25 protein-coding genes are annotated in these 26865 nt (G+C 62.8%); 12 read left to right on the top strand and 13 right to left on the bottom strand.

Going from position 1 to position 26865, the window contains the following annotated elements; translation table 11 throughout:
- Nucleotides 1-106 precede the first annotated feature (106 nt).
- The 4 genes from G9U53_RS00810 to G9U53_RS00795 all read left to right on the top strand — a co-directional run bounded on the left by G9U53_RS00810 (nt 107) and on the right by G9U53_RS00795 (nt 5088).
- Entirely contained in the window at nt 107-1432 is a 1326-nt protein-coding gene (locus G9U53_RS00810; RefSeq protein ID WP_007727392.1) for a bifunctional o-acetylhomoserine/o-acetylserine sulfhydrylase, read from the top strand.
- Nucleotides 1429-2565 (top strand): homoserine O-acetyltransferase, encoded by a 1137-nt coding sequence (locus G9U53_RS00805; RefSeq protein WP_083057711.1) that lies wholly within the window; start codon nt 1429-1431, stop codon nt 2563-2565. The genes G9U53_RS00810 and G9U53_RS00805 overlap by 4 nt, the downstream gene beginning before the upstream one ends.
- Before the next feature lie 118 nt (nt 2566-2683).
- Nucleotides 2684-4513 (top strand): DEAD/DEAH box helicase, encoded by a 1830-nt coding sequence (locus G9U53_RS00800; RefSeq protein WP_257232991.1) that lies wholly within the window; start codon nt 2684-2686, stop codon nt 4511-4513.
- On the top strand, nt 4513-5088 hold the full coding sequence (locus G9U53_RS00795) for a hypothetical protein (protein WP_165638218.1): 576 nt from the start codon (nt 4513-4515) through the stop codon (nt 5086-5088). The genes G9U53_RS00800 and G9U53_RS00795 overlap by 1 nt, the downstream gene beginning before the upstream one ends.
- A gap of 5 nt (nt 5089-5093) precedes the next feature.
- Here the strand turns inward: G9U53_RS00795 and G9U53_RS00790 are convergent, their stop codons facing one another.
- A complete protein-coding gene (locus G9U53_RS00790) occupies nt 5094-5378 on the bottom strand; it encodes a DUF3017 domain-containing protein (RefSeq protein WP_003940740.1) in 285 nt (94 codons plus the stop codon).
- A gap of 5 nt (nt 5379-5383) precedes the next feature.
- Nucleotides 5384-6241: a bifunctional methylenetetrahydrofolate dehydrogenase/methenyltetrahydrofolate cyclohydrolase gene (locus G9U53_RS00785; protein WP_209448532.1), complete on the bottom strand. Its 858-nt coding sequence runs from the start codon at nt 6239-6241 to the stop codon at nt 5384-5386.
- Nucleotides 6242-6272: 31 nt separating this feature from the next.
- Here G9U53_RS00785 and G9U53_RS00780 point away from each other — a divergent pair, with 31 nt between their 5' ends.
- On the top strand, nt 6273-6785 hold the full coding sequence (locus tag G9U53_RS00780; RefSeq protein WP_063836256.1) for a GNAT family protein: 513 nt from the start codon (nt 6273-6275) through the stop codon (nt 6783-6785).
- Nucleotides 6786-6817: 32 nt separating this feature from the next.
- Nucleotides 6818-7093: a DUF1905 domain-containing protein gene (locus G9U53_RS00775; RefSeq protein WP_007727403.1), complete on the top strand. Its 276-nt coding sequence runs from the start codon at nt 6818-6820 to the stop codon at nt 7091-7093.
- Nucleotides 7094-7099: 6 nt separating this feature from the next.
- Here G9U53_RS00775 and G9U53_RS00770 read toward each other — a convergent pair whose 3' ends face one another.
- Nucleotides 7100-7720: a pentapeptide repeat-containing protein gene (locus G9U53_RS00770; protein WP_003940770.1), complete on the bottom strand. Its 621-nt coding sequence runs from the start codon at nt 7718-7720 to the stop codon at nt 7100-7102.
- Between the two features lie 33 nt (nt 7721-7753).
- Complete coding sequence (locus G9U53_RS00765) at nt 7754-8434, bottom strand: excalibur calcium-binding domain-containing protein (protein WP_042923481.1); 681 nt, start codon at nt 8432-8434, stop codon at nt 7754-7756.
- A 135-nt stretch (nt 8435-8569) separates the two neighbouring features.
- On the opposite strand from G9U53_RS00765, the gene G9U53_RS00760 reads away from it, so the two are divergent.
- Nucleotides 8570-9034 carry a tRNA (cytidine(34)-2'-O)-methyltransferase gene (locus G9U53_RS00760; RefSeq protein WP_007727408.1) on the top strand — a complete coding sequence of 155 codons (465 nt, stop codon included), beginning with the start codon at nt 8570-8572 and terminating at the stop codon, nt 9032-9034.
- A gap of 6 nt (nt 9035-9040) precedes the next feature.
- Here G9U53_RS00760 and G9U53_RS00755 read toward each other — a convergent pair whose 3' ends face one another.
- The 3 genes from G9U53_RS00755 to G9U53_RS00745 form a co-directional block, all read right to left on the bottom strand.
- Entirely contained in the window at nt 9041-13225 is a 4185-nt protein-coding gene (locus G9U53_RS00755; RefSeq protein ID WP_165638216.1) for a bifunctional nitrate reductase/sulfite reductase flavoprotein subunit alpha, read from the bottom strand.
- A 180-nt stretch (nt 13226-13405) separates the two neighbouring features.
- The gene (locus tag G9U53_RS00750; RefSeq protein WP_165638215.1) at nt 13406-14239 is read right to left on the bottom strand and encodes a DUF3626 domain-containing protein; all 834 of its coding nucleotides are present in this window, start codon (nt 14237-14239) and stop codon (nt 13406-13408) included.
- A gap of 7 nt (nt 14240-14246) precedes the next feature.
- The gene (locus tag G9U53_RS00745; RefSeq protein ID WP_165638214.1) at nt 14247-15383 is read right to left on the bottom strand and encodes an NAD(P)/FAD-dependent oxidoreductase; all 1137 of its coding nucleotides are present in this window, start codon (nt 15381-15383) and stop codon (nt 14247-14249) included.
- A gap of 74 nt (nt 15384-15457) precedes the next feature.
- Here G9U53_RS00745 and G9U53_RS00740 point away from each other — a divergent pair, with 74 nt between their 5' ends.
- Nucleotides 15458-16138, top strand: a complete 681-nt coding sequence (locus G9U53_RS00740) for a TetR/AcrR family transcriptional regulator C-terminal domain-containing protein (protein ID WP_007727412.1) — start codon at nt 15458-15460, stop codon at nt 16136-16138.
- Between the two features lie 12 nt (nt 16139-16150).
- Here G9U53_RS00740 and G9U53_RS00735 read toward each other — a convergent pair whose 3' ends face one another.
- Nucleotides 16151-17062 (bottom strand): LysR family transcriptional regulator, encoded by a 912-nt coding sequence (locus G9U53_RS00735; RefSeq protein WP_030535095.1) that lies wholly within the window; start codon nt 17060-17062, stop codon nt 16151-16153.
- Between the two features lie 91 nt (nt 17063-17153).
- Between G9U53_RS00735 and G9U53_RS00730 the strand changes: the two genes are divergently transcribed.
- Both G9U53_RS00730 and G9U53_RS00725 read left to right on the top strand, forming a co-directional pair.
- Nucleotides 17154-18239: a TDT family transporter gene (locus tag G9U53_RS00730; RefSeq protein WP_042449826.1), complete on the top strand. Its 1086-nt coding sequence runs from the start codon at nt 17154-17156 to the stop codon at nt 18237-18239.
- Between the two features lie 74 nt (nt 18240-18313).
- Nucleotides 18314-18955, top strand: coding sequence for a dihydrofolate reductase family protein (locus G9U53_RS00725; RefSeq protein ID WP_003940771.1), 642 nt, complete (start codon nt 18314-18316; stop codon nt 18953-18955).
- A 47-nt stretch (nt 18956-19002) separates the two neighbouring features.
- On the opposite strand, the gene G9U53_RS00720 is transcribed toward G9U53_RS00725, so the two are convergent.
- Nucleotides 19003-19311: a rhodanese-like domain-containing protein gene (locus G9U53_RS00720; RefSeq protein ID WP_003940684.1), complete on the bottom strand. Its 309-nt coding sequence runs from the start codon at nt 19309-19311 to the stop codon at nt 19003-19005.
- A gap of 85 nt (nt 19312-19396) precedes the next feature.
- Here G9U53_RS00720 and G9U53_RS00715 point away from each other — a divergent pair, with 85 nt between their 5' ends.
- Both G9U53_RS00715 and G9U53_RS00710 read left to right on the top strand, forming a co-directional pair.
- Nucleotides 19397-20236 (top strand): CPBP family intramembrane glutamic endopeptidase, encoded by an 840-nt coding sequence (locus tag G9U53_RS00715; RefSeq protein ID WP_003941033.1) that lies wholly within the window; start codon nt 19397-19399, stop codon nt 20234-20236.
- Nucleotides 20237-20269: 33 nt separating this feature from the next.
- Complete coding sequence (locus G9U53_RS00710; RefSeq protein WP_165638213.1) at nt 20270-21160, top strand: alpha/beta hydrolase; 891 nt, start codon at nt 20270-20272, stop codon at nt 21158-21160.
- Here the strand turns inward: G9U53_RS00710 and G9U53_RS00705 are convergent.
- The 4 genes from G9U53_RS00705 to G9U53_RS00690 form a co-directional block, all read right to left on the bottom strand.
- Complete coding sequence (locus tag G9U53_RS00705; protein WP_165638212.1) at nt 21147-22154, bottom strand: NAD(P)-dependent alcohol dehydrogenase; 1008 nt, start codon at nt 22152-22154, stop codon at nt 21147-21149. The two genes, G9U53_RS00710 and G9U53_RS00705, sit on opposite strands and share 14 nt — an antisense overlap.
- A gap of 56 nt (nt 22155-22210) precedes the next feature.
- Nucleotides 22211-22981: a glucose 1-dehydrogenase gene (locus G9U53_RS00700; protein WP_165638211.1), complete on the bottom strand. Its 771-nt coding sequence runs from the start codon at nt 22979-22981 to the stop codon at nt 22211-22213.
- A 14-nt stretch (nt 22982-22995) separates the two neighbouring features.
- On the bottom strand, nt 22996-23343 hold the full coding sequence (locus G9U53_RS00695; protein ID WP_007727425.1) for a hypothetical protein: 348 nt from the start codon (nt 23341-23343) through the stop codon (nt 22996-22998).
- Between the two features lie 234 nt (nt 23344-23577).
- Complete coding sequence (locus G9U53_RS00690; RefSeq protein WP_037129108.1) at nt 23578-26865, bottom strand: error-prone DNA polymerase; 3288 nt, start codon at nt 26863-26865, stop codon at nt 23578-23580.

The following is a 26865-nucleotide window of genomic DNA, read 5'->3' as shown; positions in this document are numbered from 1 at the left end:
GAGGTATTTCAGTATGTGTCGCACTTGTAGATAGACCCCAGCACGGGGCGGCGATCATTCGCCCCCGTCCGACATCTATCCGTCAGACCACTGGAGTGAACAAATCATGACCGACAACACAGCCGACGCCGCAGCAACTTCGGATCCGACCGCGAACTGGTCGTTCGAGACCAAGCAGGTGCACGCCGGACAAACAGCGGACACCGCCACCAACGCGCGCGCTCTGCCGATCTACCAGACCACCAGCTACGTCTTCGACAGCACCGATCACGCTGCGGCACTGTTCGGCCTCGCCGAGCCGGGCAACATCTACACGCGGATCATGAATCCCACACAGGACGCCGTCGAGCAGCGCATCGCTGCCCTCGAAGGCGGAGTCGCCGCACTCCTCCTCTCCTCGGGTCAGGCCGCCGAGACCATCGCGATCCTCAACATCGCCGAGGCCGGCGACCACATCGTCTCCAGCCCGTACCTGTACGGCGGCACGTACAACCTCCTGCATTACACCCTTCGTAAGCTGGGCATCGAAGTCACGTTCGTCGAGGATCCCGACAATCTCGAGCAGTGGCGCGAAGCCATTCGCCCGAACACGAAGGCGTTCTACGGCGAAACGATCGCCAATCCGAAGAACCACATCCTCGACCTACCCGGTATCTCGTCACTGGCCCACGAGAACGGTCTTCCGTTGATCGTGGACAACACAGTCGCGACGCCGTACCTGCTTCGCCCACTCGAACACGGCGCCGACATCGTCGTTCACTCCGCCACCAAATACCTTGGTGGACACGGCACCGCGATCGCCGGCGTCATCGTCGACGGTGGCACTTTCGACTGGACGCAGGGTCGCCACACGAACTTCACGACGCCTGATCCCAGCTACCACGGCGTCACCTTCGCGGACCTCGGCGCGCCGGCGTTCGCACTCAAGGCCCGCGTCCAACTGCTGCGCGATCTCGGTTCCGCCGTGGCGCCGTTCAACGCGTTCCTCATCGCGCAGGGTATCGAAACCTTGAGCCTGCGCATCGAGCGCCACGTATCCAATGCACAGAAGGTCGCCGAATTCCTCGACGGTCACGTCGAGGTCGCCTCCGTTTCCTACGCGGGACTTCCCTCCTCGCCATGGTTCGAACGTGGAAAGCAGCTGACGCCCAAGGGAACCGGCGCAATCGTCACCTTCGAGCTGCCCGGCGGTATCGATGCGGGCAAGACGTTCGTCAACGCCCTGACGCTGCACAGCCACGTCGCCAACATCGGTGACGTTCGCTCACTCGTCATCCACCCCGCCTCGACGACACACTCGCAGCTCACCCCCGAAGAGCAGCTCGCCTCCGGTGTCACCCCCGGGCTCGTCCGCCTCGCGGTCGGCATCGAAGGAATCGACGACATCCTCGCCGATCTCACCGTCGGCCTGGCAGCGGTGGCAAACTCGTGACCGTGAACGAATTGGAGCCCAGGATCGACCTCCTGCCCCCACCCGACGGCCAGGTGGGGTTCGTCGACATCGGTGCCTTGGAACTCGAGAGCGGCGCGGCAATCCCATCGGTTTCGCTCGCCGTTCAGCGGTGGGGTGAGCTTTCCCCGAACCGCGACAACGTCGTACTCGTCGAGCACGCACTGACCGGAGACTCACACGTCACCGGACCGATCTCCGCGAATCAGCCCTCCCCCGGCTGGTGGAACGGGATGGTCGGCCCCGGCGAACCGATCGACACCGGCGAATGGTGCGTCATCGCAACCAATGTCCTCGGTGGTTGTCGCGGCACGACCGGTCCCAGTTCGCCGGCCGACGACGGCAAGCCGTGGGGCAGCAGGTTCCCGGAGATCTCCATCCGGGATCAGATCGCGGCGGAGAAGAAGCTCGTCGATCTCCTCGGGATCGACCAGTTGGCCTCGGTAGTCGGCGGATCCATGGGGGGCATGCGCACCCTCGAATGGGCAGTTACCTACCCGGACGGCATTCGCTCCGCGTTGGTTCTCGCAACCGGTTCACGGGCCACTGCAGATCAGATCGGCACCCAGACGACGCAGATCGCTGCCATCGTCTCCGATCCGGATTGGCAGGGCGGTGACTACCACGGAACGGGGCGGGCACCTCGCGCCGGACTCGGCATCGCCCGTCGCATCGCGCACCTCACGTACCGCACCGAGGCCGAACTTGACGCACGCTTCGAGAACTCCGCTCAGAACGACGAAAATCCTTGGAACGGTGGACGATACGCCGTACAGAGTTACCTGGAACATCAGGCAGACAAGCTGGTCGACCGCTTCGACCCGAGCACGTACGTCCTCCTGACCGAGGCCATGAACCGGCACGACATCGGTCGTGGACGCGGCGGTGTTGCGGCGGCGTTGGCATCGATCACGGCACCGGTCGTGGTGGGCGGCGTCGACTCGGATCGGCTGTATCCCCTTCGCTTGCAGGAGGAGATCGCCGACGGAATTTCCACGTGCAGCGGCCTCGAGATTCTCAAGTCCAAGGACGGCCACGACGGCTTCCTGACGGAGGCGGACGCCGTCGCCGGACTGCTTCGCCGAACGATGGAGTTCGCGCGTACGGCTCGCTGATTCGGCACAGAGCCACGTTTTCAGGATTCGTCAATGTCGGGAAAACCACAGCTGATCTGCGGGTTTTCCCGACATTCTCATTGGCGAACGTGAGCCGGCGCGGCTAGCATCGGCGAACGTGAATCAGCCATGCTCGACGCGCCTGCAGGCTACGTACATTCCCGAGCACATGTCCTTCGCGTTCTGGGGTGACGCAGACCCGGCAACGCGGCTGTCGGCACTGGGGATGCCGACCGGGTCGCCGGGCGTGTGCAGGCTTGCGATCCCGGTCGACGAGTCGATCACAGCAACCGACGTCGAAGCGCAACTGCTCGACCTCACCACCGCGATCGACGCCTTCCACAACCTCGATGCTGGTCGCGGCGACCTCGGATCGTCGCTGCTCGCATGGAAGCGCGTCATCGACACCGGCGCACATGACATTCCGACCGCAGCGCATGCCGCGATCGATCGCGACGACACGAAGATCCGAAGCGCCGCGTCCACGGTGCGGTTGTTCACGGAAGCGCGCGCGGCCATCGAGAGTCTTCGCCGAGCAAAGATTCAGGCGACTCTGCGCCCGTATCAAATGCAGGGAGTTGCCTGGCTGACGGCTCTGTCGGGTTCGGGCGGTGGGATCTTGGCCGACGAGATGGGTTTGGGTAAGACACTGCAAGCGATTTCGATGATCGCGATCCGCGCCGACGACGGTCCGCATCTGGTTGTGTGTCCCACCTCGGTGATAGGAAACTGGCGCCGCGAGATCGAGCGATTCGCTCCGCATCTGCCACTGCACGTTCATCACGGGGCCGCCCGTGCACTTCCCACTCGTATCCCCGCCGGCACTACGGTTCTGACCAGCTACAGCGTCTTGCGTTCCGACGCAGCCCAATTGGCCCCGGTTCATTGGAGTTCAGTGGTCTTCGACGAGGCGCAACAGATCAAGAACCCCGCTTCCCTCGCCGCGAAAGCAGCAATGCAGTTGTCGGCGGACGTCAAGGTAGCGATGACCGGCACGCCGGTGGAGAACCGCCTCGAAGAATTGTGGTCACTCTTTCGCGTCGCCAACCCCGACGTCCTCGGAACTCGCGCACGGTTTCGTCAACGCTTTGCCGTCCCGATCGAATCCGGTCGATCGGCCACCGCGGCGACCAGACTTGCCGCGGTGATCGATCCTTTCATTCTGCGCAGAACCAAAGACATAGTGGCCAAGGATCTTCCGCCCAAACAGTTCTCCACGGTCTCGTGCACTCTGACGTCGGAACAGGCGCGCATCTACCGGTCGGCAGTTGCCGATGCGTTCGACTCCGGATTGGGCACGGGAATTGCCCGGCGTGGCAACATCCTTGCGCTTCTGACCACTCTCAAGCAGGTATGCAATCACCCGGCGCAGGTCACCGGCGATACGGACGACCTCTACGGAAGATCCGGAAAGCTCGACCGCGCAACGGAAATGATCGCCGAGATCGTCGACGACGGCGATCGCGCGCTGATATTCACGCAATACCGGACGATGGGCGAGATGCTCTCGCGACACCTGGGAGCCGAACTGGGAATCGGCGCCGTGCCTTTCCTCCACGGCGGCCTGAACACCGACAAACGAGACGCGATGGTCGACGCGTTCCAGAACGAGACGGATTCACCACCGGTTCTGATTCTGAGCTTGCGCGCCGCCGGCTTCGGCCTCAACCTCACGCGCGCAAGTCATGTCGTGCACTACGACCGGTGGTGGAACCCAGCCGTCGAGGATCAAGCAACCGACCGGGCACACCGCATCGGCCAGAAACGCACCGTCAACGTCCACACCTTGGTGACGGGCGGTACCGTGGAGGATCACATAGCAGCGATGCACGAGTCCAAACGAGTTGTGGCCGATGCTGTCTCCGGGAACGTCGAGGCCGCGCTGGCCGATCTCCCCGACACCGAACTGCGTGAACTTCTCGAACTCGACGGCGCGGTGATCATCTGATGGCCAACGAATTCGGCGTCACCGCTTGGGGTCGAGCGTGGCTGCGCACGGTGGAGCGGACCGCGGCGTCCGGTCCGAACCCGTCCCTGCCGACGGCTCGCACCCTGGCACGCAACGGTTCCGTGGAGTTCTCCGTCGTCTCGTCGGGGACCGTCGTCGCCGAGGTGAGCACCAAGGCAAAAACTTCGTCAGTGACGATTGGTGTCCCGCTCTGGACCAAATCCGAGATCGCTGCAGTGAAGAGCCTTCTCCGTTCGGCTGGAAAGGCGAACAGATCCGTCTCCACCGGCGAACTGCCGGACAGCATCGTCACCGAACTGCAGGCTCGAAATATCGCAGTAGCCGTTGATCTTTCGGAGTGCACTGCCAGCTGCGACTGCTCAGGTAGACGCTCGCCGTGCGTTCACCATCTCGCCGCGATCTACGCCCTCGCCGGGCGAATCGACGAGGAACCTGCACTTGCGGTGACGTTACGGAGTGCACCGGTCAAGGCTGGAAAGAAGTCGACATCCGCACATTCACCGGAGTGGATCCCTTTGAGTGATATCGATATTCGCTCGTTCTACGGGGGCTGATCTTCTCAGTCGGTACCGAGCGGATCGATGGTCAGGGCGAGCGTCGCGATCAGCACACCCATAACGCCCATCGCCGCGGTGTCGAAGACCCTTCCACGCACCGCGAGCAACCCCACACGGTTCTCGGGAACGAACCACCGAGCGGCAGCTCCGATGATGACGGCAACACCGAAGACGAGGGCGCCGCGACGCCACCGGTCGGCCAGCACGAGAACCACGGCCGCCGCAATCACGGCGAGGACCGCGAGCATGGGCAGATTCTTCTTCGCGAGGCCGACCAGTGAGGACATCGGACTCAGACTCCGGCCAGAACCCGCTCGGCGCGCTCGACCACGTTGGTGATCAGGAACGCGCGGGTCAGCGGTCCGACACCACCGGGATTGGGTGAGACGAAGCCGGCGGCACCGTTGACGTCGGCTGCGACGTCGCCGCGCAGGCCGTCGTCGGTGCGACTGACGCCGACGTCGAGGACCGCTGCCCCGGGCTTGACCATGTCTGCGGTGATGAGGCCGGGAACGCCTGCGGCAGCGACGATGATGTCGGCGCGGCGAACCTCGGCCGCGAGATCGCGGGTACCGGTGTGGCAGAGCGTGACCGTCGCGTTCTCGCTACGACGCGTCAGCAGCAATCCGATCGGGCGACCGACTGTGACGCCTCGTCCGACTACCACCACGTGTGCGCCTGCAATAGGGACCTCGTAGCGGCGCAGGAGATGCAGGATTCCACGCGGGGTGCACGGCAGCGGGGCTTCCTTGCCCAACACCAGTCGACCGAGGTTGACCGGGTGCAAGCCGTCGGCGTCCTTGTCGGGGTCGATGCGCTCGAGGGCTGCGTTCTCGTCAAGGTGCTTGGGAAGCGGCAACTGCACGATGTAGCCGGTGCACTCGGGATTGGCATTGAGCTCGTCGATCGTCGCGTTGAGCTGCTCCTGCGTGATGTCGGCAGGCAGGTCGCGTCGCAAAGAATTGATACCGACCTTGGCGCAGTCGTTGTGCTTGCCGCGCACGTAAGCCGCGGATCCGGGGTCGTCGCCCACCAGGATGGTGCCCAAGCCGGGTGTGATGCCCTCTGCCTTCAGAGCGCTCACCCGCACCTTCAGGTCTTCGAAGATTTCGTCGCGGGTAGCTTTGCCGTCGAGGATCGTTGCAGTCACGGCGACCATTGTTCCAGGTTAGGGTCGATGAGTGACAACGGCTCCGGAACTACGCGGCCCGAGGGTGCTCCTCTCCCCCGTCGCGCCCGATCATCACGCCCGTCTGCGGGCAATTCACCTGCACCCGGACGTCGTGCACTGGTGGCAAAATCCCGACGACGACTGGCCTGCAGCGCCGGAGGCTGGCACCACGCGCTACAGCATCTTCCACGGCGACCACCTGATCGGCTTCATCCAGTGGTATGAGGCGGAGGACAACCCCGACTTCCGCCACGCCGGGCTCGACTTGTTCCTCGATCCCGACTTCCACGGCCGAGGGTTCGGTCGCGAATCGATTCGCGTGCTGTGTGCCCACCTGATCGACGACCTCGCATTCCACCGTCTGGTCATCGACCCGGAGGTCGACAACTCCGTCGCCATCGCGTGCTACCGATCGGTGGGGTTCAAAGACGTCGGGGTGATGCGCGAGTATTCGCGAGATCGCCATGGTGTGTGGAAGGACGGACTGCTGATGGATCTGCTCGCACGGGAATTCATCCGCTGATCGACTGGGACGAGTTCGAAAGGACCGACATCATGTTGCTGGACAAGGAATTCACGGCCACCCTGCAGAAGAGCGACGCCAAGGGCGGGTGGACTTATGTGATCTGGCCGGAGTCCGCCGAGTTCTTCGGCACCCGCGGCCTGGTCAAGGTACGCGGGACGATCGACGGACATCCGTTCCAGAGTTCGTTCATGGCGTTGGGAGACGGTAACCACAAGCTGCCGGTCAAAGCCGATCTTCGCAAAGCCATCGGCAAGGAGACCGGCGAGCTGGTGACGGTGCGCCTCGAGGAGCGCTTGGAGAGCTAGGCGCTGCTACTTCATGTCGACGACAAGACCGTGCGCCGACGCGTACGCCACCGCCTGCATCAACTCGATCTGCGCGTTTCCGACGGACGCGGACGTCCACAGGCTCGGATCGATCCGCGCACCGCGCAGATCTGCACCTTCGAGTTTGAGTCCACCCGTACGAGCACCGGACAGATCCGCCGACGCCAGCACCGCGCCCCGCATGTCGGCCCGAACCAGGTTCGCTTCACGGAATCGGCATGAGGTGAAGTCGATCTTCCTCAGGTCCGCCCCACCGAGTGAGGTCAACGAGAAGTCGACTTCGTCGAGCGTCAACGGCCGGATGCGGCAACCGTCGAACGTCGACCCGAGCAGACTGCAGTTTCGGAACGTGCTGTGCCACAGGCTGGTCCGGGCAAAATTGCACGAGCGGAACGCAGTTCCCGTGTGCACGGACTCCCCCAGATCGGTGCCGGTGAAATCACAGTCCGTGAACACCACCGACTCCGTCGTGAGTCCCGTGAGATCGGCATCTCGGAAATTGCAATTGGTGAAAGTGCGCTGACGCCACTTCTGCCCGGCCAGCCGCGCGTCTGAATAATCTTCGCCGACGACATCGTCGGATTCTTCGGGGAGCATGCCGTCCATACTGCCCCGCCGCACCGACACCGGTTCGATCGCCTAGGTCTCGCAGGCCACGCCGTCACCGTCACGATCAAGCTTGGACGAATAGCCGGGATCGCCGCGGTAGATCGGGGCAGCACCGGCCGCTCGCACGGCTGCACAGTTGGCGTAATACACCCCCGCGTCAGGCACCTTGGCCGGCGGCGGAACGTACGCCGGTTCCGTTGTCTTCGGCGGTGTGTACGCCGGAGCGGGCGGAACATACGGCGTAGTCGTGGTCTCCGGGACCTGCGGAACCAGCGGCACTATTGCCACGGTGGTTGTCGTCGGTGGCGGCACGATCGTTGTCGTCGTCGGCAAGAGGGACGAAGTCGTGGTCTTTGTCGTCGACGGGACAGTGCTCTTGGTTGTCGTCGCTGCAGCTGTCGTCGAAGAGGTCGCAGCAGGCGTCGTCGATTCTTCCGACTTGCCCGCTCCCGTCGCCGCGGCGATGGCAACCAGCCCCACGACTGCCGCGCCGGCGATCCACGGCCACTTACGCCGCGTCTTGCCTTCCTCGGCGTTAGTGTCCGGCACCGCCGATCCGGGTGCGCCGAAGACCTGCGTGGGAGTGCCGAAAGCCTGAGTGGGTGCGTCGACGCCCTTGGGCCGTGTCTGCGCGGTCCACTGCTGACCGTCCCAGTAACGGTCGATCGTGGGGTCGAAGGGGTCGGGGTTCCAACCGGCGGGAGGGTTCATGAAATGTCCGTTCTGAGAAGAGTGCCGGAAATAGGTTCGCACGGACTGGCCGGTTTGTTACCAATTCGCCCACACTTCTCCACCGCTCTTCTCGCAGACGCGGGCACCGATATGCCGCCCGGTACAGTTCCTCGAGTGTTCCGAGTGATGTTCCACGAGCCCCGCATCCCACCCAACACCGGAAACGCGATCCGCATGGTCGCAGGCACCGGTTGCGAACTCCACCTGGTCGGCCCTCTCGGGTTCGACTTGTCGGAGCCGAAGCTCAAGCGCGCAGGCTTGGACTACCACGACCTGGCGACTGTCACGGTCCACGAAAACCTGACCGCTGCCTGGGAAGCCGTCACCCCCGCTCGCGTGTTCGCCTTCACCGCGCACGCGACCACGTCGTATGCCGATATCGCCTACCAACCCGGCGACGTCCTGCTGTTCGGGCCCGAACCCACCGGACTGTCCGAAGAAGTATTGGCGGATGAACACGTCACCGAGCGCCTGCGTATCCCGATGCTGCCCGGACGCCGGTCCCTCAACCTGTCCAACGCTGCCGCCCTCGTGACGTACGAGGCCTGGCGTCAGCACGGGTTCAAGGGCGCTGTCTGATCGACGTCAGTAGACGTCCCGGACATAGCGCTTCTCCGCCGAAAGAGCCTTCACGTACGCCTCGGCACTGCGAGGTGCCAGTTTTCCGTGCTGAGCGACCACCCCGTTGAGGGCACTGTCGACGTCCTTGGCCATCCGGTTGGCATCGCCGCAGACGTAGAAGTGCGCTCCCTTCTGCAACCACTCCCACAGCAGTGCACCCCGCTCACGCATCCGGTCCTGCACGTAGACCTTGTCGGCTTGATCCCGGGAAAACGCGAGGTCGAGTTCGGTGAGGAATCCGTCTTTCCGCAATTCTTCGATTTCTTCGCGGTAGTAGAAGTCGGTCGCGGCGTGTTGTTCTCCGAAGAACAGCCAGTTCGGACCCGTGTGCCCCAATGCCCGCCGCTCATGCAGGAAGGCACGGAACGGTGCAATGCCGGTCCCCGGACCGACCATGATCATCGGGGTCTCGGGATCGGAAGGTGGCCGGAAGTGGGTCGACTTCTGCACGTAGATGCCGATGTCGTCATCGTGAGCGTGGTCGGCGAGGTAAGTCGAGCACACTCCACGCCGTGGGACACCCGCAACGTTGTAGCGCACCGCGGACACCGTCAACTGCACTTCGCGCGGGTTCTCTTTCGGACTGGAAGATATCGAATACAGCCGCGGCTGAAGCGGTTTGAGCAGCGAGAGCCATTCGTCTGTCGAGGCACGAACGGGCGACTGTGCGAGAATGTCGACGGACTGTCGTCCCCACGACCAGTCTTTGAACGTGGAGACATTCTCCGGCTTCAACAACTCGGCCAGGTCCGAATCGCGGGTTCGTTGATGCACGAATCGAATCATGTCGGTCGAGATTCGAGTGATCTCCAAGCGCTCGGTGAGCGCGGTACGCAGCGTCATTTCCCCGTACTGCCCCAGTTCGACGGTCTCGTCACCGTCGAGGCCGGTAAGGGTGAGCCACTCGTCGACAAACGGAGAGCTGTTTCGGGGCCAGACTCCGAGAGCGTCACCGGCTTCGTAACTGACCGTGTCACCTGGAAGGTGAAAGCCCAACTGCCGCACGTCTTTGGAAGAACCCGGACGGTTGAGCACGACATTGCGCGTCAAGGCTGTGGTCAGCGGCGCCTTCTTGTTGTATCGCAGCGGCGGCGACATCGCCGGTGAAATCGGCGCGGCTGCAACGGTTGTCCCAGAATTCTTCTTTGCAACGAGGACGTCGGTCGTCTCGCCGGCCACCGAGCTCCGAAGCTCAGCCGTGACCGCCTCCAGCCATCCAGCAGCGGTGTCCTCGAAATCGGGCTCGCAGTCGGCGCGATCGACGATACGACTGGCTCCCAGTTCGGCAAGGCGGGCGTCGAGCTTTCGTCCGTGTCCACAGAAGTCGGCATAGTTCGAGTCGCCGAAAGCGATGACTGCATAACGTGTCTCGGACATGCGGGGCGCCGTGTCAGCAGACAACGCATCCCAGAAACCGCTGCCGTTGTCCGGGGATTCGCCGTCACCGGAGGTACTGGTGATCAGCAGGACCTCTCTGGTAGCTGCCAGGTCGGCGGCCGGGAATTCGTCCATCGCGTGCATCACGACGGGCAAGCCGATTCCCCCGAGACGAGTGGCGCACTCAGCAGCGAATTCTTCCGCGTTTCCGGTCTGCGATGCCCAGAGCACCACGATCGGCGCGCGCTCGGATCCAATACTCGGACTCGATGACAACGCAGGCCCGTCGGTGTCAGGAAGTGAGATCCGCGAGTACAGGCCGGCCAGAACACCGTCGACCCACATCCGCTTTTCGGCATCGAAGGGTGCCGTCGACGGCAAGGTAGGTACCCCGGCAGTGCGATCGGCGTCCGCACGCAACGCAGCGAGAAGGCCGGCCAGGTAGCTCTGCTGGAGCGCATCGAATACCACTGCAGGTGTTCCTGTTTGACCGAGGACATCCGCGAGGACATCGGTTCGCGACAAAGCCTGATCAGCTGGCGCGGGAGCCTCCAGCGCCGCCTCGGCGAGCACTGTTTCAGGTGTGTTCACGGCGACCTTCGTCATCGTGACAGCGCAGGCTTTGAACTCCGGTTGCTGCGAGGCAGGGTCGATGGCGTCGTTGGTGACGGCGTTGATGGACAGATATTCACCGAAGGCGTCGTTCCAGTGAAATGGGGCAAAGCAGTTCCCCGGACGCACTCGGTCGGTGACAACAGCCGGAAGCACAGCGCGACCGCGGCGTGAGGCAACCTCGATCGCATCCTGGTCGACGATACCGAGCCTGGCGGCGTCGTCGGGATGGATCTCGACGAAGGGACCTGGGTTGAGCTTGTTCAACTTGGCCACCTTGCCGGTCTTGGTCATGGTGTGCCACTGGTGCGCGAGACGACCGGTGTTGAGCAGGAAGGGGTAGTCGTCGTCGGGCATTTCGGCGGGAAGCATGTGCGGCCGTGCGAAGAACATCGCACGGCCAGTGGCGGTGGGAAATGCGAGCCGCGGAGTGCTGCCGTCCTCGCGGATCAGGAGCCTTTGACTGACACCGTCATTGACGTATCGGATGGGATGACGGTCCTGATCACTGTCTGGCGGGCATGGCCACTGAATCGATGTCTTGCGGAGGCGCTCGTAGGTGACGCCGCGTAAGTCGTAGCCGGTCTTCGGATTCCAGAACTGCTTGATCTCTTCGAACACCTCTTCGGCACAGGTGTAGGTGAACGCTTCGGCGTACCCCATCTCGCAGGCGATCCGGGCGATGATCTGCCAATCAGGCAGCGCCTGCCCAACCGGATCCAGTGCCTGCTGAAAGAGCGTCAGGTTGCGTTCGGAATTGATCATCACTCCGTCGGACTCTGTCCACAGCGACGCGGGCAGCAGAACATCGGCGTATTCGTTGGTCTCGGTGCCCAGGAAAGCATCCTGGGTGATGACGAGGTGGGCCTTCTCCAAGCCGTCGATGACGGTCTTGCGGTTGGCTACCGTCGCAACGGGATTGGTGCAGATGATCCAGCACGCTTTGATGTCGCCCGCTGCCATTCGGGAGAACATGTCGATGGTGCCACCGCCGATGTCGGTGCGCAGCGAGCCCTGCGGGATCCCCCATCGCTCCTCGGCGAAGTCGCGATCGGCGTCGACCATCACGGCGCGCTGACCTGGCAAACCTGGCCCCATGTAGCCCATTTCACGCCCACCCATGGCGTTCGGCTGACCGGTCAACGAGAACGGACCGCTGCCGGGCTTGCAGATCGCACCGGTCGCAAGGTGAAGGTTGCAGATGGCGTTGGTGTTCCACGTGCCGTGGGTGCTCTGGTTCAAACCCATTGTCCAACAGCTCATCCAGTTTGCAGCCTCACCGATCCACTGCGCTGCAGTGTGGATGTCGGCCTCGGGGATACCGGTGATCTCGCTGACCTTCGCAGGCGTGTACTCCGCGAGGAAACTGGGCATCACCTCCCAGCCTTCGGTGAAGTCGGCGATGAAGTCCGGATCTGTGTGGCCGTTCACGACGAGCAGGTGGAGTAGTCCGTTGAGTAGCGCGAGATCGGTGCCGGGAGCGATCTGCAGGAACAAGTTCGCCTTGTCGGCGGTGGCGGTGCGTCGAGGATCGACGACGATCAACTTCGCGCCCGCCTTGACCCGCTCCTGCATTCGAAGGAAGAGGATCGGATGGCAGTCCGCCATGTTCGCGCCGGTCACGAAGAACACGTCGGCATGTTCGAAGTCCTGATAGGAACCGGGCGGTCCGTCGGCCCCGAGCGATTGCTTGTATCCGGTGCCGGCACTTGCCATGCACAGTCGGGAATTCGATTCGATCTGATTGGTCCCGATGAAGCCCTTGGCCAGTTTGTTCGACAGGTACTGAGCTTCGAGTGACATCTGCCCGGACACGTACAACGCAAACGCGTCGGGACCGTGCTCGTCGATTATTGCCCGCAGGCGCTGGGCGGTGTCAGTGATGACTGCGGCCATGTCCGCCGCTTCGATCGCATCACCTCGGCGCGGACGGCGATATGCAGATTCCATGCGCCCCGGGCCGGCGAGCATGTCTGCGGTCGTGGTGCCTTTGGTGCACAGACGCCCGAAGTTGGTGGGATGTGTCTTCAGACCGGAAGACTTCGCAGCCTTCCGACACCCCGTCTCGGGATCGGTGATGATGTCGAGGACAAGACCACAGCCCACCCCGCAGTATGCGCAGAGTGTGTCGACACTGGTGGTGGTGAGTTGAGCGCCCATCGATTCATGCATCCCTTCGACCGAGGATCAAGGTCGACTTCTATCTTCGGATGCAGTTGTTTCGGGAGTTCATGCCCGATGTTGCGTATCAATCACTCTTTCCTCACCGCGACCTTCGGACCGATGTGCGGTCCCGGGACCAGCGGTCGTCGACGTGCAGCTGTACGCGAATGCCCAGTTCTACGCTCTGCCGCCGAATCGAGCGATGTAGTGCCAAACCTTCTTGACGTCCTGCGGATCGAAGGATGCACCCCGTGCGAGCCCCAGGACGGCAGGCGTCAGCCGCCTGCCGTGCGCAATTTCTCGGGCAAGGTCGATCACGGCCGCTCCCCGGTATTCGGGATGTTCGGCTATCTCGTCGACATCGACCGCGTATCCCTCGTGCCACAGCACCGGGCACGTGAGCGAGTGGGCGATCTCTTCGATCCGTGTGCCCCGGTAACTCGGATCCAGAACGAGCGCCTCGACGTCCGTCCCGATGTCGACGACGCCGTGAACGTGCGCCTCGATGTAGTGGTCGAGCGGATCGTCGAGCTCGGCAGCCCGTGCGGCGCCGACCAAGCTCATCGCTTCGGCCGTTCCGAAATGATCAGGCTCGAAGACGCTGTCGGGAAAGCAGAAAGTGGTGCGGTCGAGCGTGTGCTCGGCAAGCCGGAAGTAGGACGAGCCGAACCGAGGGGATGCCCCGTAGGGATCGGCGGAGAAGTTCAACGATCCGTACTTCGGCCGTTCCGAGGGCTCTCGCTCGTCGTAAGCTCCGCCGAATATCCGACTCTCCCAACGCCAACGATCGCCGCCGTGATGCGCCGTCAGTCCGCCGTTGCTCGTTCGAGTCTCGAACTGGGTCACATAGGTGCCTTGACGTGCGATCGAGGCCAGTGTCAGACCACGTTCAGACGGGAGGTCCGGATGAAAGTGCAACGTCACCCGGTGATTTCGATCCAACGGGCCGCCCTTCGAGAGACCGCTCACGTGCGCAATCGCGGCAGACCAAGGAGTGGAATCAACAGGCATTCGCCCATTATCCGGATATGGAAGCAGCGCCGGTGAAGAAATCGACCAGTGAATACGGTGCGCCTTCACCGAGGCAGAGATCAAGGATCACGTGCGAGTCCGCGGACTCGGATGCGCTGCGCACGAACATCGCTTCTTCGTACTCGGCGAGTGCCCCTTCGATGTCGTCGGGGTGCGCGGCGATCGCCTTTCCCAGTTCGGCGCCGTCGAACATGGCCAAGTTCGCACCCTGACCGGACGGGGCCATCAGGTGCGCCGCGTCACCGAGGAGCGTCACCCCAGGCACTCGATCCCATCGGTGCTCGTCGGGAAGTGCATGGATCGCGCGCGGAATCGGAGCGGTTTCGCCATCGGTGATCAGCGCCGTGAGTTCCGGTGCCCAACAGTCGAACTCGGCCGCGACCCGCGCTGTCGCAGCGGCGGCGTCGGTGAAATCGATACCGGCAAACCACTCCGCCGGACGGTTCAGCTGAACGTAGGTGTGCACGATGTCTCCCGCCTCTCGATGCGCGGCGATCGCTTTTCCTGGTGCGGGCGCGTACATCGCCCCGTCCCCGACGGCTTCGGCTGCAGCCGAATGCTTCTCGTCGACGTCGTAGAGGTAGGTCTCGACGAACGTGGTGCCGACGTATTCCGGCTTCGCATCGGAGAGCAGCGGCCGGATCTTCGACCAGGCACCGTCTGCACCGACGAGAAGGTCGGTGGTCACTGTCGAACCGTCGACGAAGGTCAACTCGTGGCGATCATCTCCGAGCGAGCGCACAGTGTCGACTTTGCGTCCCCATTCGATCGTGTAGTCCGGAAGGGAATCAATCAGGATTCGACGGAGGTCGCCGCGCAGCACCTCGGGACGTGTTCCCGTGCCGTCGTCGGGTTCGTCGAGGAGCACGGCGGCGTGTTGATCGAGTACGCGCGACGCGGCGCCGCCCGCGTGGATGATCGCGCGGAACTCGTCGGTGAGGCCGGCGGCGTCGAGCGCGGCCTGACCGTTGTGTTCGTGGATGTCGAGTTGACCGCCCTGCGTGCGAGCTTCTGCCGACAGTTCCGCCTCGTAGATCTTCGACCGAATTCCATGAACGTGAAGGACACGTGCGAAGGTCAGACCGCCGAGGCCCGCCCCGATGATCGTTATCGAGTTGCTCATGTTTGTTTCCTTTCAGGCTTCAATTGGAACGTCGTTCCAATGACATCTTGGAACGGCGTTCCAGATATGTCAAGATGGTTCGCATGGCGACCAGGAATCAGCGGACCGAACGACGTACGGATGCGCTCTCGAAGGAGCGAATCGTCGAGGCTGCGATCGAGATCCTCGACGACGAGGGCGAAGCCGCGCTGACATTTCGCGCACTCTCCGCACGCCTGGCAACAGGTAGCGGGGCGATTTACTGGCACGTTGCCAACAAGAGCGAACTGCTCGCCGCGGCGACCGACGACGTCATCGCCCGCGTGACAACCGGTGCAACCGAAGGCGCAGCCCCACGGGAGGCGATCCGGACCATCACCCTCGGCGTGTTCGACGCGATCGACGCGCACCCGTGGGTCGGCACCCAACTCTCTCGCGAGCCATGGCAATCAGCGGTGATGCAGATCTTCGAAAGTCTCGGCGAGCAACTCCAGGCGCTCGGCGTTCCCGAATCGGCACAGTTCGACTGCGCGTCCGCGCTCCTGAACTACGTGCTCGGTCTCGCCGGACAGTACGCCGCGGGCGCCCGTCTGCTCCCCCGTGAGACAGATCGGTCCGCTTTCCTCGCGGGCGTCGCCACGCGATGGGAAGAACTCGACTCTGCGAAGTACCCGTTCCTCAATCAGGTGACGGCGCAGTTGCGCGACCACGACGACCGAGAACAGTTTCTGGCAGGCATCGAGCTCATCCTCGCGGGGATCGACACCGTCCGATAGCGGCCGTAGCCGTCAGCGTGAATGAACAGCAGTGTTGGATCCGAGCGCTATGTCGAGGAAATCTCTTGCCGCACCGCGCAATCCGCGATCGGGATCCCAGACGGCTTGGAGTCGACGCGGCATCCGCAAGCCGTCGACGTTGACCGCGACCAGTCGGCCGTCCGTCAGGTCGGCGGCAACTGCCAGCGACGACAGAACAGCCGGGGCGTTGCCTGCCACCACCGCAGCCTTGACAGCGGTACACGAGGTGAGCTCGAGCAGCGGCGGCACACAATCGGGAACAGCATTCTCGAGCGTCAGGCGCGTACCGGACCCTGACTCGCGCTGAATCAGCGGTGTGCGTGCGAGTTCCTCGACCGGAACGGGCACACCATTCGCCCAGTCGTGTCCCGGCGGCACAACCACGACGAGGTGATCACGCGCTACTTCGCACGACGCGAGCGCCGACGGCACATCCGGCCCTTCGACAAATCCGATATCGGCCTGGCCGGCCTGAACTTGAGCAGAGACGTCCGAGGAATTGTGCAAGCTCACCGACGCCACGACGTTGGGGAACTTGTGCCGCATCGCGACCGTCCATCCGGGAACCAGATACTCGGCGATGGTCATGCTGGCGGCAACCGTGACGGCAGCATCGCGTTCACCGCGAAGTGCGGCAACTCCCGATGCCATTTCCTCGGCACTGACGAGGATGTGACTTGCCCACTCGAGAATCAGACCGCCCTCGGCGGTGGGACGAACACCGGTCGCCGCTCGATCGAACACCTTGATTCCGAGTTGGCGTTCGACCGAACGCACCCGGGCGCTGACCGCCTGCTGACTGAGTCCGTGCTCCCGGCCGGCAGCACCCATGCTGCCCAGACGCCCTACGGAAAGGAGGACGTCGAGGGCACTGAGTTCCGGCACCCGAGGAGACAACGACATAGTCCCAAGATTAGACCCACAAGGCGAGTTTGTGGGCATTCAAGAACAACCGGTCTACCGGTACGGACCGGATGAGACGACAGTGAAATACATGACCACCACAACGAGTTCCACCTTCGCCCACATCACTCCGAACTGGTTCGCGGCAGCGATGGGAACGGGAATCGTGTCGGTGGCCGCCGCTTCGCTCGAACCGGAGATCGAGGGCTTGAAACTGGTCTCCGAGATCTTCTGGGTTCTGGCGGTTCTCGTACTGTGCGCCTTGATCGGAGCATTTGCCACCCATTGGTCACAACATCGATGTCAGGCCCTCGCCTACCTGCACAGCCCCGCGATGTTCCCCTTCTACGGCGCCGTCGCAATGGCACTGCTGACCGTGGGATCCGCAACCGGCATCACCGGCCCGGACTTCCTCGGCCACGACGTGGCGATCACCGTGTCGCTGACACTGTGGACACTCGGCACGGCACTCGGCCTGGTCACCTACGTCGTGATGATGATTCGACTCGTTCGAGATGCCGGGATGGCGACGGCAATGCCGTTCTGGCTCATGCCCGTCGTACCTCCGATGGTCTCGGCCACCACCGGCGCAGCGGTCAGCACCCACATGCCCGAAGGCGCTCCACGCATCGCGGTACTGGTTTTCTGCTACATCCTGTTCGCTCTGGCGCTGACCGCCGCCATCGGCATTCTGGTAGCCGTCGCCAGGCAGTTCGCACGCAACCGTTCGGCCGGCGTCGACGTGATCCCGTTCAATGCCATTCCCTCACTGTGGATTCCGTTGGGCGTGATCGGACAGTCGATCGCGGCATCCAACCTGTTGGCCGCCGCCTCACGGCATGCACTCAGCCCCGAGCATGCCGACACCCTGCACGAATTCGGGATCGCCTACGGAACCGTCGTCGGAATCATCGGCGTGATCGCGTTTGTCACCGTCACCGTCGTCACCATCCACGCACTGCGCCGCGGCTTGGACTTCTCGCTCGGCTGGTGGAGCTTCACCTTCCCCATCGGAGCATGTGCCGTCGGAGCGAATGCCTTCGGAGTCGCCACCGGTTCCACCCTGATCCTGGGAATCGCACTTGCCCTGCTGACCGTACTGATCCCCATCTGGGCAACCGTCGCGGTCAGGACCGTCCGGTCGATCCGCAGTGGAGTTCTACCGGCGGCTGCATGAATTCGCACCGATGAGTTTTGGCTCGCCGTACGGTCTGTACTCACGTAGACCATTGTCGAGAGCAGGAGTACACGGTGAGTCAGTTATTGCGAGTGCAGAATTTCGGCGTTTCGAGTGACGGAATAGCCTGCGGTCCGGACCAGAGCTTCGAGAGCCCGTTCGGCCTGGACCACGGTGAAATGTTTGCGTGGGCAGGAGCTACGGCCAGCTGGCCCAATCGCACCGATCCCGGCGGCAGCCGAGGCCTCGACGACTATTTCACGCGGGACTTCTCCAACAACATCGGCGCCGAAATCATGGGCCGCAACAAATTCTCACCCTACCGCGGCCCTTGGGAGAATCTCGAGTGGCAGGGCTGGTGGGGCGACGAGCCACCGTTCCACACCCCGGTTTTTGTCTTGACCCACCACGTGCGGCCGTCGTTCACGCTATCGGACACGACATTCCACTTCGTCGACGCCGACCCCGCGACGGCCCTCGCGCAGGCACGTGAGGCAGCGCAGGGCAAGGACGTTCGACTCGGCGGCGGAGTCAGCACTATCCGTGAATTCCTCGACGCCGATCTGGTCGACACGATGCACATCGCTGTCTCCCCGATCGAATTCGGATCCGGTCTACGACTGTGGGAGACACCTGACGAGTTACTCGACCGCTTCAACCTCGACGTTGTGCCGAGCCCGAGCGGCGTGACGCACCACCTGTTCTGGCGGAAGTGACGTGTTGGGGCAGCTCCGTAAACGGGAGCTGCCCCAACAGTTACGCACTATTCGCCGGTCTCGACCTGGCGCCCCGACTGGTACCACGCCATCGTTCCACCGGCCACCGAAACGGCATTGATGCCGCGAGCCTGCAGATACTCAGCGGCTTGCAAGCTCCGACCACCGACGGCGCAGATGATGTACACCGTTTCCGCGTCCGGAATTTCACCCACGCGAGAGACGAATTCGCTGAGCGGAATGAGCGTCGCACCGGGAACTCGGACCTGAGCGAACTCGTCGGCCTCACGGACGTCGATCAACGGCTCACCCGCTGCCAAAGCCGTGTCCAGTGCATTCAAATCGACTTCCAACATTTCTTCTGCGCCTGCCTTCGTGTTCGCTGCTGTCCGAATAGACGGTACCCGCGCGTTTTCGTGCAGCTCCCTTTACGATCTGACAATGACCAATACGGTTCCCGAAAAGTCCGGTTTTTGGAGTCGCCCCACCGTATGGAAAGTGCTCCTGCTGATCGTCGTCTACCTGGCGTTCTATCTTGCTGTCGGGCAGGTTACCTCCAGGGTTTTTGCAGACCAGATCGACACGGACAATGTCGTGGCAAGCGCCTCCAGCATCCTCCTCGGCGTCGCATTGCCCATCGCGATCGGCGGGATCGCCCTGCTGGTTTTCACGACAAAGGTCGGCTGGCTGCGCGGCGTCTTCGGCCCACAACCCATTCGTGGGCGCGGTTGGATGTGGATCGGTCCGATCATCGTGGTCGCCGCCATTGTTGCGCATCTGGCGGGAACCGATTGGAGCGCCTGGACCACCGGCGAGGTAATCGCCCTGCTGGTGCTCGGTGCGTGCGTCGGCCTGACCGAGGAATTGGCCACCCGTGGCCTGGCAGTGAAGATGCTGCGCGACGCCGGCCACCGCGAGCGCTTTGTCGCCGTCGTGTCTTCCCTGGTGTTTGCACTCATGCACACGGTCAACCTGATCGCCGGGATGAAGCCGTCGACCGTCCTTGTCACCGTGGTCTACACCTTCGGTTTCGGTATGTGCATGTACCTGACAATGCGTGTGACGGGCACGATCTGGGCCGCAATCGTGTTACACGGCCTCACCGACCCCACCACAATTCTCTCGACCGGCGGGCTGGACACTTCGGTGACCACGGAAGTGAGCGGCGCCGCCGCCATCACCTCTCTACTGACGGTCCTCTTGGTCGTCTTCGGGGTGATCGCCGTCTTCCTCATCCGAGATCGAATCGGCGAAGAACGGCACACACCCGTCTCGGCCTGACCGACCGCGACCGTACAAGACATACTTGTGCCCATGCCTTCTCGAACCAAGTACTCGTTCGCCGTCGTGACTGCATCGTGTGTGCTGGCACTCTCCGGTGCCGTCACCCATGCCACCGCGGGGGTTCCGACAACTCCCGAAGTCGCGACCACCGAATCCATCGCGTCGGAATCGAACAGCGATCTTTATGCAGCCCAGGGCGCGCACGAAGTGGCTGCCGATTCAGTTCCCGGGTACCAACTGTTCTACCCAGCCGACTTGTCGTCTGATGGCAATCGGCATCCCGTCATCACCTTCGGCAACGGCAGCTACGCGACTTACGAGGAGTACGAAGCGCTCCTGCAACATCTCGCTTCTTGGGGTTTTGTCGTGGTGGTGGCCGACAGCAGCGTGACCGGCGACGGTACCGAGATTCTGGGTGCCGCCCATTACATCGTCGATCAGAACACCAACGCTGACAGCATTTTTCACCAGAGGATCGACACCGAAAACATTGCCTCGGTCGGCCACTCCCAGGGGGCAGGCGGCGCGATCAACGCTGCAACTCAGTCGGCGAATCTGATCACCGCCACAGCGGTGCTCGATTTGCCGGACCCGTGGTGGGCCTCGCGACCTGTCGACGTGATCGACGTGGCCCAGTTGACCGGACCGACGTTCTTCATGACCGGCGCCGACGACCCGGTCTCCACCGCCGATCCGCAAGCTGAGTACTTCGACAAAACCGCCGGACCGGCGGTCCGCGGCAGACTGCTTGGCGTCGGCCACAATTGGGCCGCAGATGGCGAAGGATTCCGGGGCTACCTCACCGCATGGCTGAGATTCACCCTCAGCGGCGACCAGACTGCCGCACGTGCATTTGTCGGCGACTCGGCGGAAATCCTCACCGATCCCCGTTGGGACCGGCAAGCGATCAAGGGTTTGTGATGACGATCTTGCCGTAGGCCTGCCCGGATTTCTGCTGCTCGAAAGCGTCAGCGAGGTGGTCGAGGCTGTAGGAAGAATCTATGACGGGACGAAGCGCCAGGCTCTCCAGCCCGGCGACCATCTCCTCCTGATGTGCACGACTGCCCACCAGAACACCTTCGATGGTGACCTGTTTGGTCAGTAGCGAAGTCAGGTCGATCGACGACGACGGGCCGTTCATGATTCCCAGCGCACAGATCCGCCCGCCGGGTCGGACTGCCGCGAGAGATTGACCGAGCGTGGAAGGCCCGCCGACGTCGAGGACGAGATCGATTCCGCCGCTGAGCCGCATCGCCTCCGATCCCCAGTCCGGGCGCTCGCGGTAGTTGACCACGTGATCGGCACCGAGTTCGGTCAATCGAGCCATCTTGTCGGGGGCCGACGAGGTTGCGATCACCTGGGCTCCAACAGCTTTGGCCAGCTGGACGGCAAACAACGCTACCGTGCTGGTCCCAGGGATCAACACCGACGACCCTGGGATGATCGGGACTCCGGCAAATAGTGCGCGCCACGCTGACAAACCTGCGGTGGGCAAGGTAGCGGCTTCCTCGTAGGTGTAGTTTCGCGGCATCACTGTCACAGCAGATACCGGCACGGTGACGGTGTCGCGGGCGAACCCGTCGACACCGTCACCCGGCGAATTTCCGAATCCGTCGAAATCCGGTGTGCCGCTCCGCCAATGCGGCAAATAGGTGTTCATCACGCGATCTCCGACGCTGAACTGCGTTACGCCGTCTCCGACCGCAACGACCTCCCCGGCAGCATCGGACAACAGGATCCGCGGACCGTCGGTTGCTATCTCTCCGGTCGCCACGAGGTAGTCATGGTGGTTGAGCGAATTAGCGTGGATCGCGATCGTCACCTCACCCGCACCCGGGCCCGGGGTCTCGATCGTCCTCGATTCGAGGTTGTTCAATCCTCCAGGCGGGAGTACGTACACGGCGCGGTTGGTCATGTTGTGGATCCTCGCACGAATGGTGATCGGGTGACGTTCGGAAAGGGTTCTGCTGCTCAGAGGAGAGAAGCGGTGAACCCTCCGTCGAGAACCAGGCTGCTGCCGTTGCACCACGACGACTGGTCGCTCGCAAAGAACACTGCGGCGGCGGCAACTTCCTCGGTCCGGCCGTAGCGCGTCTGCTTAGTGACCATCAGGTCGTCGAATCCCCCGGACTCGAGGCCGAGGGCATTCTCGAAATCCTGCTGGTGACTCTTGACCAGGTCTGTGTCGATGAATCCGGGCAGCAATGCATTCGCGCGGATTCCATGGAAGCGAAGTTCGGCTGACAGGGTTTCGGTGAGATTGCGGACTGCTGCTTTGGCGGCGGCATAGCTGCCGATCAAAGGCGAGCCGGTGGTCGACGAGATCGACGAGATGTTCACGATCGAACCGCCACCGGATGCGACGAGAGCGGGCAGCGAATGACGCACTGTCAAGAACACTCCATCGAGGTTGACCGACATGACTTTCCGCCAGTCCTCGAACGAGGTCTCGATCAGCGGGGTCGTGGTGGCGATACCGGCGTTGGGTACTACGACGTTCAGTCCGCCGAACTCTTCGACCGCTCTGGCGACGAGATCCTTGACCTGCTGTTCGTCGGTGACATCAGTGGTGACAGCAATGGCTCCGTCGATCGAGTCCGCCACTGCCTGTGCTGCGCCACCGTTGATGTCGGAGACCACGACCCTCGCGCCCTCCGCCCCGAATGCCTGGGCAATGGCGGCGCCGATTCCGGCACCTGCGCCGGTGACAATTGCAACTTTGTTCGCGAGAAGATCGGACATGTCAGCGTTCCCCTTCAGTTCTCGGTCGGGACGTAGAAAAGCAATTCGGGTCCGGTGTCGCCGGTGGTCGCGATGGCCTCGGACATGTCGAGAGTTCCGTCGCCCAAAGCACTTCCCAACGCCTGCGCGGTGCCCGCGAGATCTTCCGTGTCGAGTTGATAGATGCTCAGGTAGCGGCGCGCGGGCAATGCATCCTCGGGCAGCAACTGCACATCCGCCAGGAAGAATCTGGAGGCGGAGACAACTCCGGGCACTCGTTCGACGACCTGCGGAATATGCACGTCGTCGTACCAGCGGTTGAACGCATCCTCCGAAGACGGATCGGCGGGGTGTACGTGTGCGACGAGAATCGCTGTGCTCATGAAGTTCCTCTTCGACTCGAAGTGCTTTTGGTTCAGCGCGTTTGGAAGGCGACGATATTCACGCGCAAGGCAACTGACCGCGGCTGCGTGTGGTGAATCGATCGCGCTCAAGCGACAACCCTAGGGAGCAAATGTGACCCGCACCATATGCTCGGAGGTCAGAGTTGAGCTCCACATTTGTCCTCTCGGCACAAAACTGTCTCTCGGTACTAACACGGTGGCCAGAATCAGGCGTTAACGGAAGTCTCGCGATTTGGCCGTGACTCGCAGATCCATCAGCTGCATCCGGTCTGCCACGACGGTGACAGCGCCTTCTGCATTCTGCACCTTCCCTCGAATAAGCAACGCCGGCGCCGTATTTGCCAATTTTCGGTACTTTGCCCACAACCCCACCGAACACACGACGTTGACCATGCCGGTTTCGTCCTCGAGGTTGATGAACGTGACGCCCGCAGCTGTGGCCGGACGCTGCCGGTGTGTGACTGCTCCCCCCACCAGCACACGGTCACCGTCCGGGATGTCGAGAAGTCTCGACGCCGGCACCACGCCGAGCGCGTCGAGCTGTGGGCGGAGGAATTGTGTCGGGTACGTGTCGGGAGATACTCCTGTCGCCCAGACATCCGCCGCCGCCAATTCGACGTCGCTCATGCCGGGCAGGGTGGGAGCTGTGACCGACGCACCGATACCGGGCAAGCGGTCGGGGCGCTCCCCCGCCGCAGCGCCCGCTGCCCACAGCGCTTCTCTACGCGAGATACCGAAGCTGGCTAGCGCACCGGCGGTCGCCAGCGATTCAGCTTGTGCGGTAGTCAGTTCCACCCGCCCGGTCAGATCGAGAAACGACGTGAACGGTCCACCGAGGTCGCGCTGTTCGACAATTTTCTCGGCGAGTGCATCGCCGATGTTGCGCACTTCCCCCAGCCCCAGCCGAACCTCGAATCCACCTGCCTCGACGGTGGCATGCGCGAGGCTGACATTGATGTCTGCACCGTGTACCTGCACTCCGTGCCGGCGCGCATCGGCAACCAAGGACTGCGGCGAGTAGAAACCCATGGGCTGCGCGCGCAGAAGTCCGGCGCAGAACGCAGCGGGATGATGAAGTTTGAACCACGAGGAGTAGAAGACCAGCGCGGCAAAACTCTGTGAATGGCTTTCCGGGAAACCGAAATTAGCGAATGCATACAGCTTTTCGTAGATCCGGTCGGCAACCTCGTCACCGATGCCGTGTAGGTCTCGCATGCCCTGATAGAACCTCGCGCGCAGTTGTTCCATCTTCTCGGTGGAGCGTTTCGATCCCATTGCCCGACGCAATTGATCGGCCTCGGACGGCGTGAAGCCCGCAACGTCGACGGCCATCTGCATCAACTGTTCCTGGAACAGCGGAACCCCCAACGTGCGTTCGAGTGCCTTCTCGAGCGACGGATGGTCGTAGGACACAGGTTCGAGTTTGTTGCGCCGACGAATGTACGGATGCACTGATCCGCCTTGAATCGGCCCCGGACGGATGAGCGCGACCTCGACTACCAGGTCGTAGAAGTTTCGAGGCTTCAGACGCGGCAGTGTCGCCATCTGCGCACGTGATTCCACTTGGAACACCCCCACCGAATCTGCCCGCTGCAGCATCTCGTACACCGCCGTTTCCGACAGATCGAGTTGCGCCAGATCGACTGTGATGCCTTTGTGTTCGGCCACCAGATCCATCATGTAGTGCAAAGCAGAAAGCATGCCGAGGCCGAGCAGGTCGAATTTGACCAGCCCAGCGGCAGCACAGTCGTCCTTGTCCCACTGCAGGACACTACGATTGGCCATTCGCGCCCACTCCACCGGACAGACGTCGGCGATGGGACGATCGCAGATGACCATGCCGCCCGAGTGGATACCGAGGTGCCGCGGATAGCCTTCGATCTGCGCCGCCAGTTCGAGTACCGGACGCGGAATATCGGTATCCGCATTCTTGTCGATACCGCCCCACCGGCCGACCTGCTTACTCCACGCATCTTGCTGGCCCTGCGAAAAGCCCAGCGCCCGAGCCATGTCCCGCACCGACGACTTTCCTCGATAGGTGATGACATTGGCTACCTGCGCGGCATACGTACGCCCGTACTTCGCGTACACGTGCTGGATCGCCTCTTCCCGGCGGTCGGACTCGATGTCCACGTCGATGTCCGGCGGGCCGTCACGTTCAGGCGCAAGAAACCTCTCGAACAGCAGTTTGTTGCGAACCGGATCGACATTGGTGATGCCGATCGCGTAACACACCGCCGAGTTCGCAGCGGAACCTCTTCCCTGACAGAGGATGTCGTTGTTCTTGCAGAACGACACGATGTCATGCACCACCAGGAAATATCCGGGAAAGTTCAATCCCTCGATGATGGCAAGTTCATGTTCGAGCTGTTTGTATGCCTTCGGTGCACCTTCCGGCGGTCCGTAGCGTTCCAGCGCCCCCACCATGGTGAGCTCACGCAACCACGACGCCTCGGTATGCCCGGCGGGAACGTCGAACGGTGGCAATTTGGGCGCGATGAGCTTGAGATCGAAAGCGCACTCACGACCAAGATCGGCGGCACCACTGACAGCCTCGGGATAGAGCGAGAACAGTGCCGCCATCTCCGCGCCGGACCGCAGGTGCGCTCCGCCGGTAGGGGCCAGCCATCCTGCTGCCTCGTCCAAGCTTTGACGCGACCGCACAGCCGCCATTGCCATGGCGAGGCGTCGACGCGGAGGAGCGGCGAAGTGCGCGGCGGTGGTCGCCACCGTACGTAGTCCATGCTCTCTCGCCAATTCGGCCAGAACGGCATTGCGCTCGTCGTCCTCCGCCAACCCATGATGAGTGAGTTCCACCGACACTCGCTCCGCCCCGAAACGCTCGACCAGATCCCCCAAGGCATCCGCCGCTGCTTCGCGACCACCCGACGTCAAGGCTTGCCGCACATGACCTTTCCGGCACCCGGTCAGGATCTGCCAGTGCCCACCGGCCGCTTCGGTCAGCACGTCGTAGTCGTACTGCAGTTTGCCCTTCTCGCCGCCCGCCAGATGCGCGGCAGCGATCTCCCGCGAAAGCCGGCGATACCCTTCCTGCCCACGGGCAAGCACCAGGAGGTGTGTTCCACCGGGATCTGCCGTGCCGGTTCTGGGTACCGAATCCAGAGACAACTCGGCCCCGAACACGGTGCGCATTCCCCATTCACGTGCGGCTTCCGCAAACCTCACCACGCCGTAGAAGCCGTCGTGATCGGTGACGGCGATAGCTTCGAGCCCGAGACGCACTGCTTCCTCGACCAGCTCTTCCGGCGGCGATGCACCGTCGAGGAAACTGAAGGCCGAGTGAGCGTGCAGTTCTGCGTAAGGAACTACACCGGCACCACGGGTGAGCTCGCCCGCGTGGTACTCGCCGCGCTTTCTTGACCAGGCGGGGCTGTCGCTTCCATCGCCCGGAAACAAATCCTCATGTTCCACACGGCCGGGTCGTCCGGAAAGCACCCGTTCCATCTCGGACCACGTCGGCGGCCCATTTCCCCAACCCAC

The sequence above is a fragment of the Rhodococcus sp. D-46 genome (assembly GCF_011290655.1).
Taxonomy (GTDB): Bacteria; Actinomycetota; Actinomycetes; order Mycobacteriales; family Mycobacteriaceae; genus Rhodococcus_F; species Rhodococcus_F qingshengii.
Note: the sequence above shows the minus strand (reverse complement) of the source record. Positions and strands in the feature narration are given on the sequence as shown.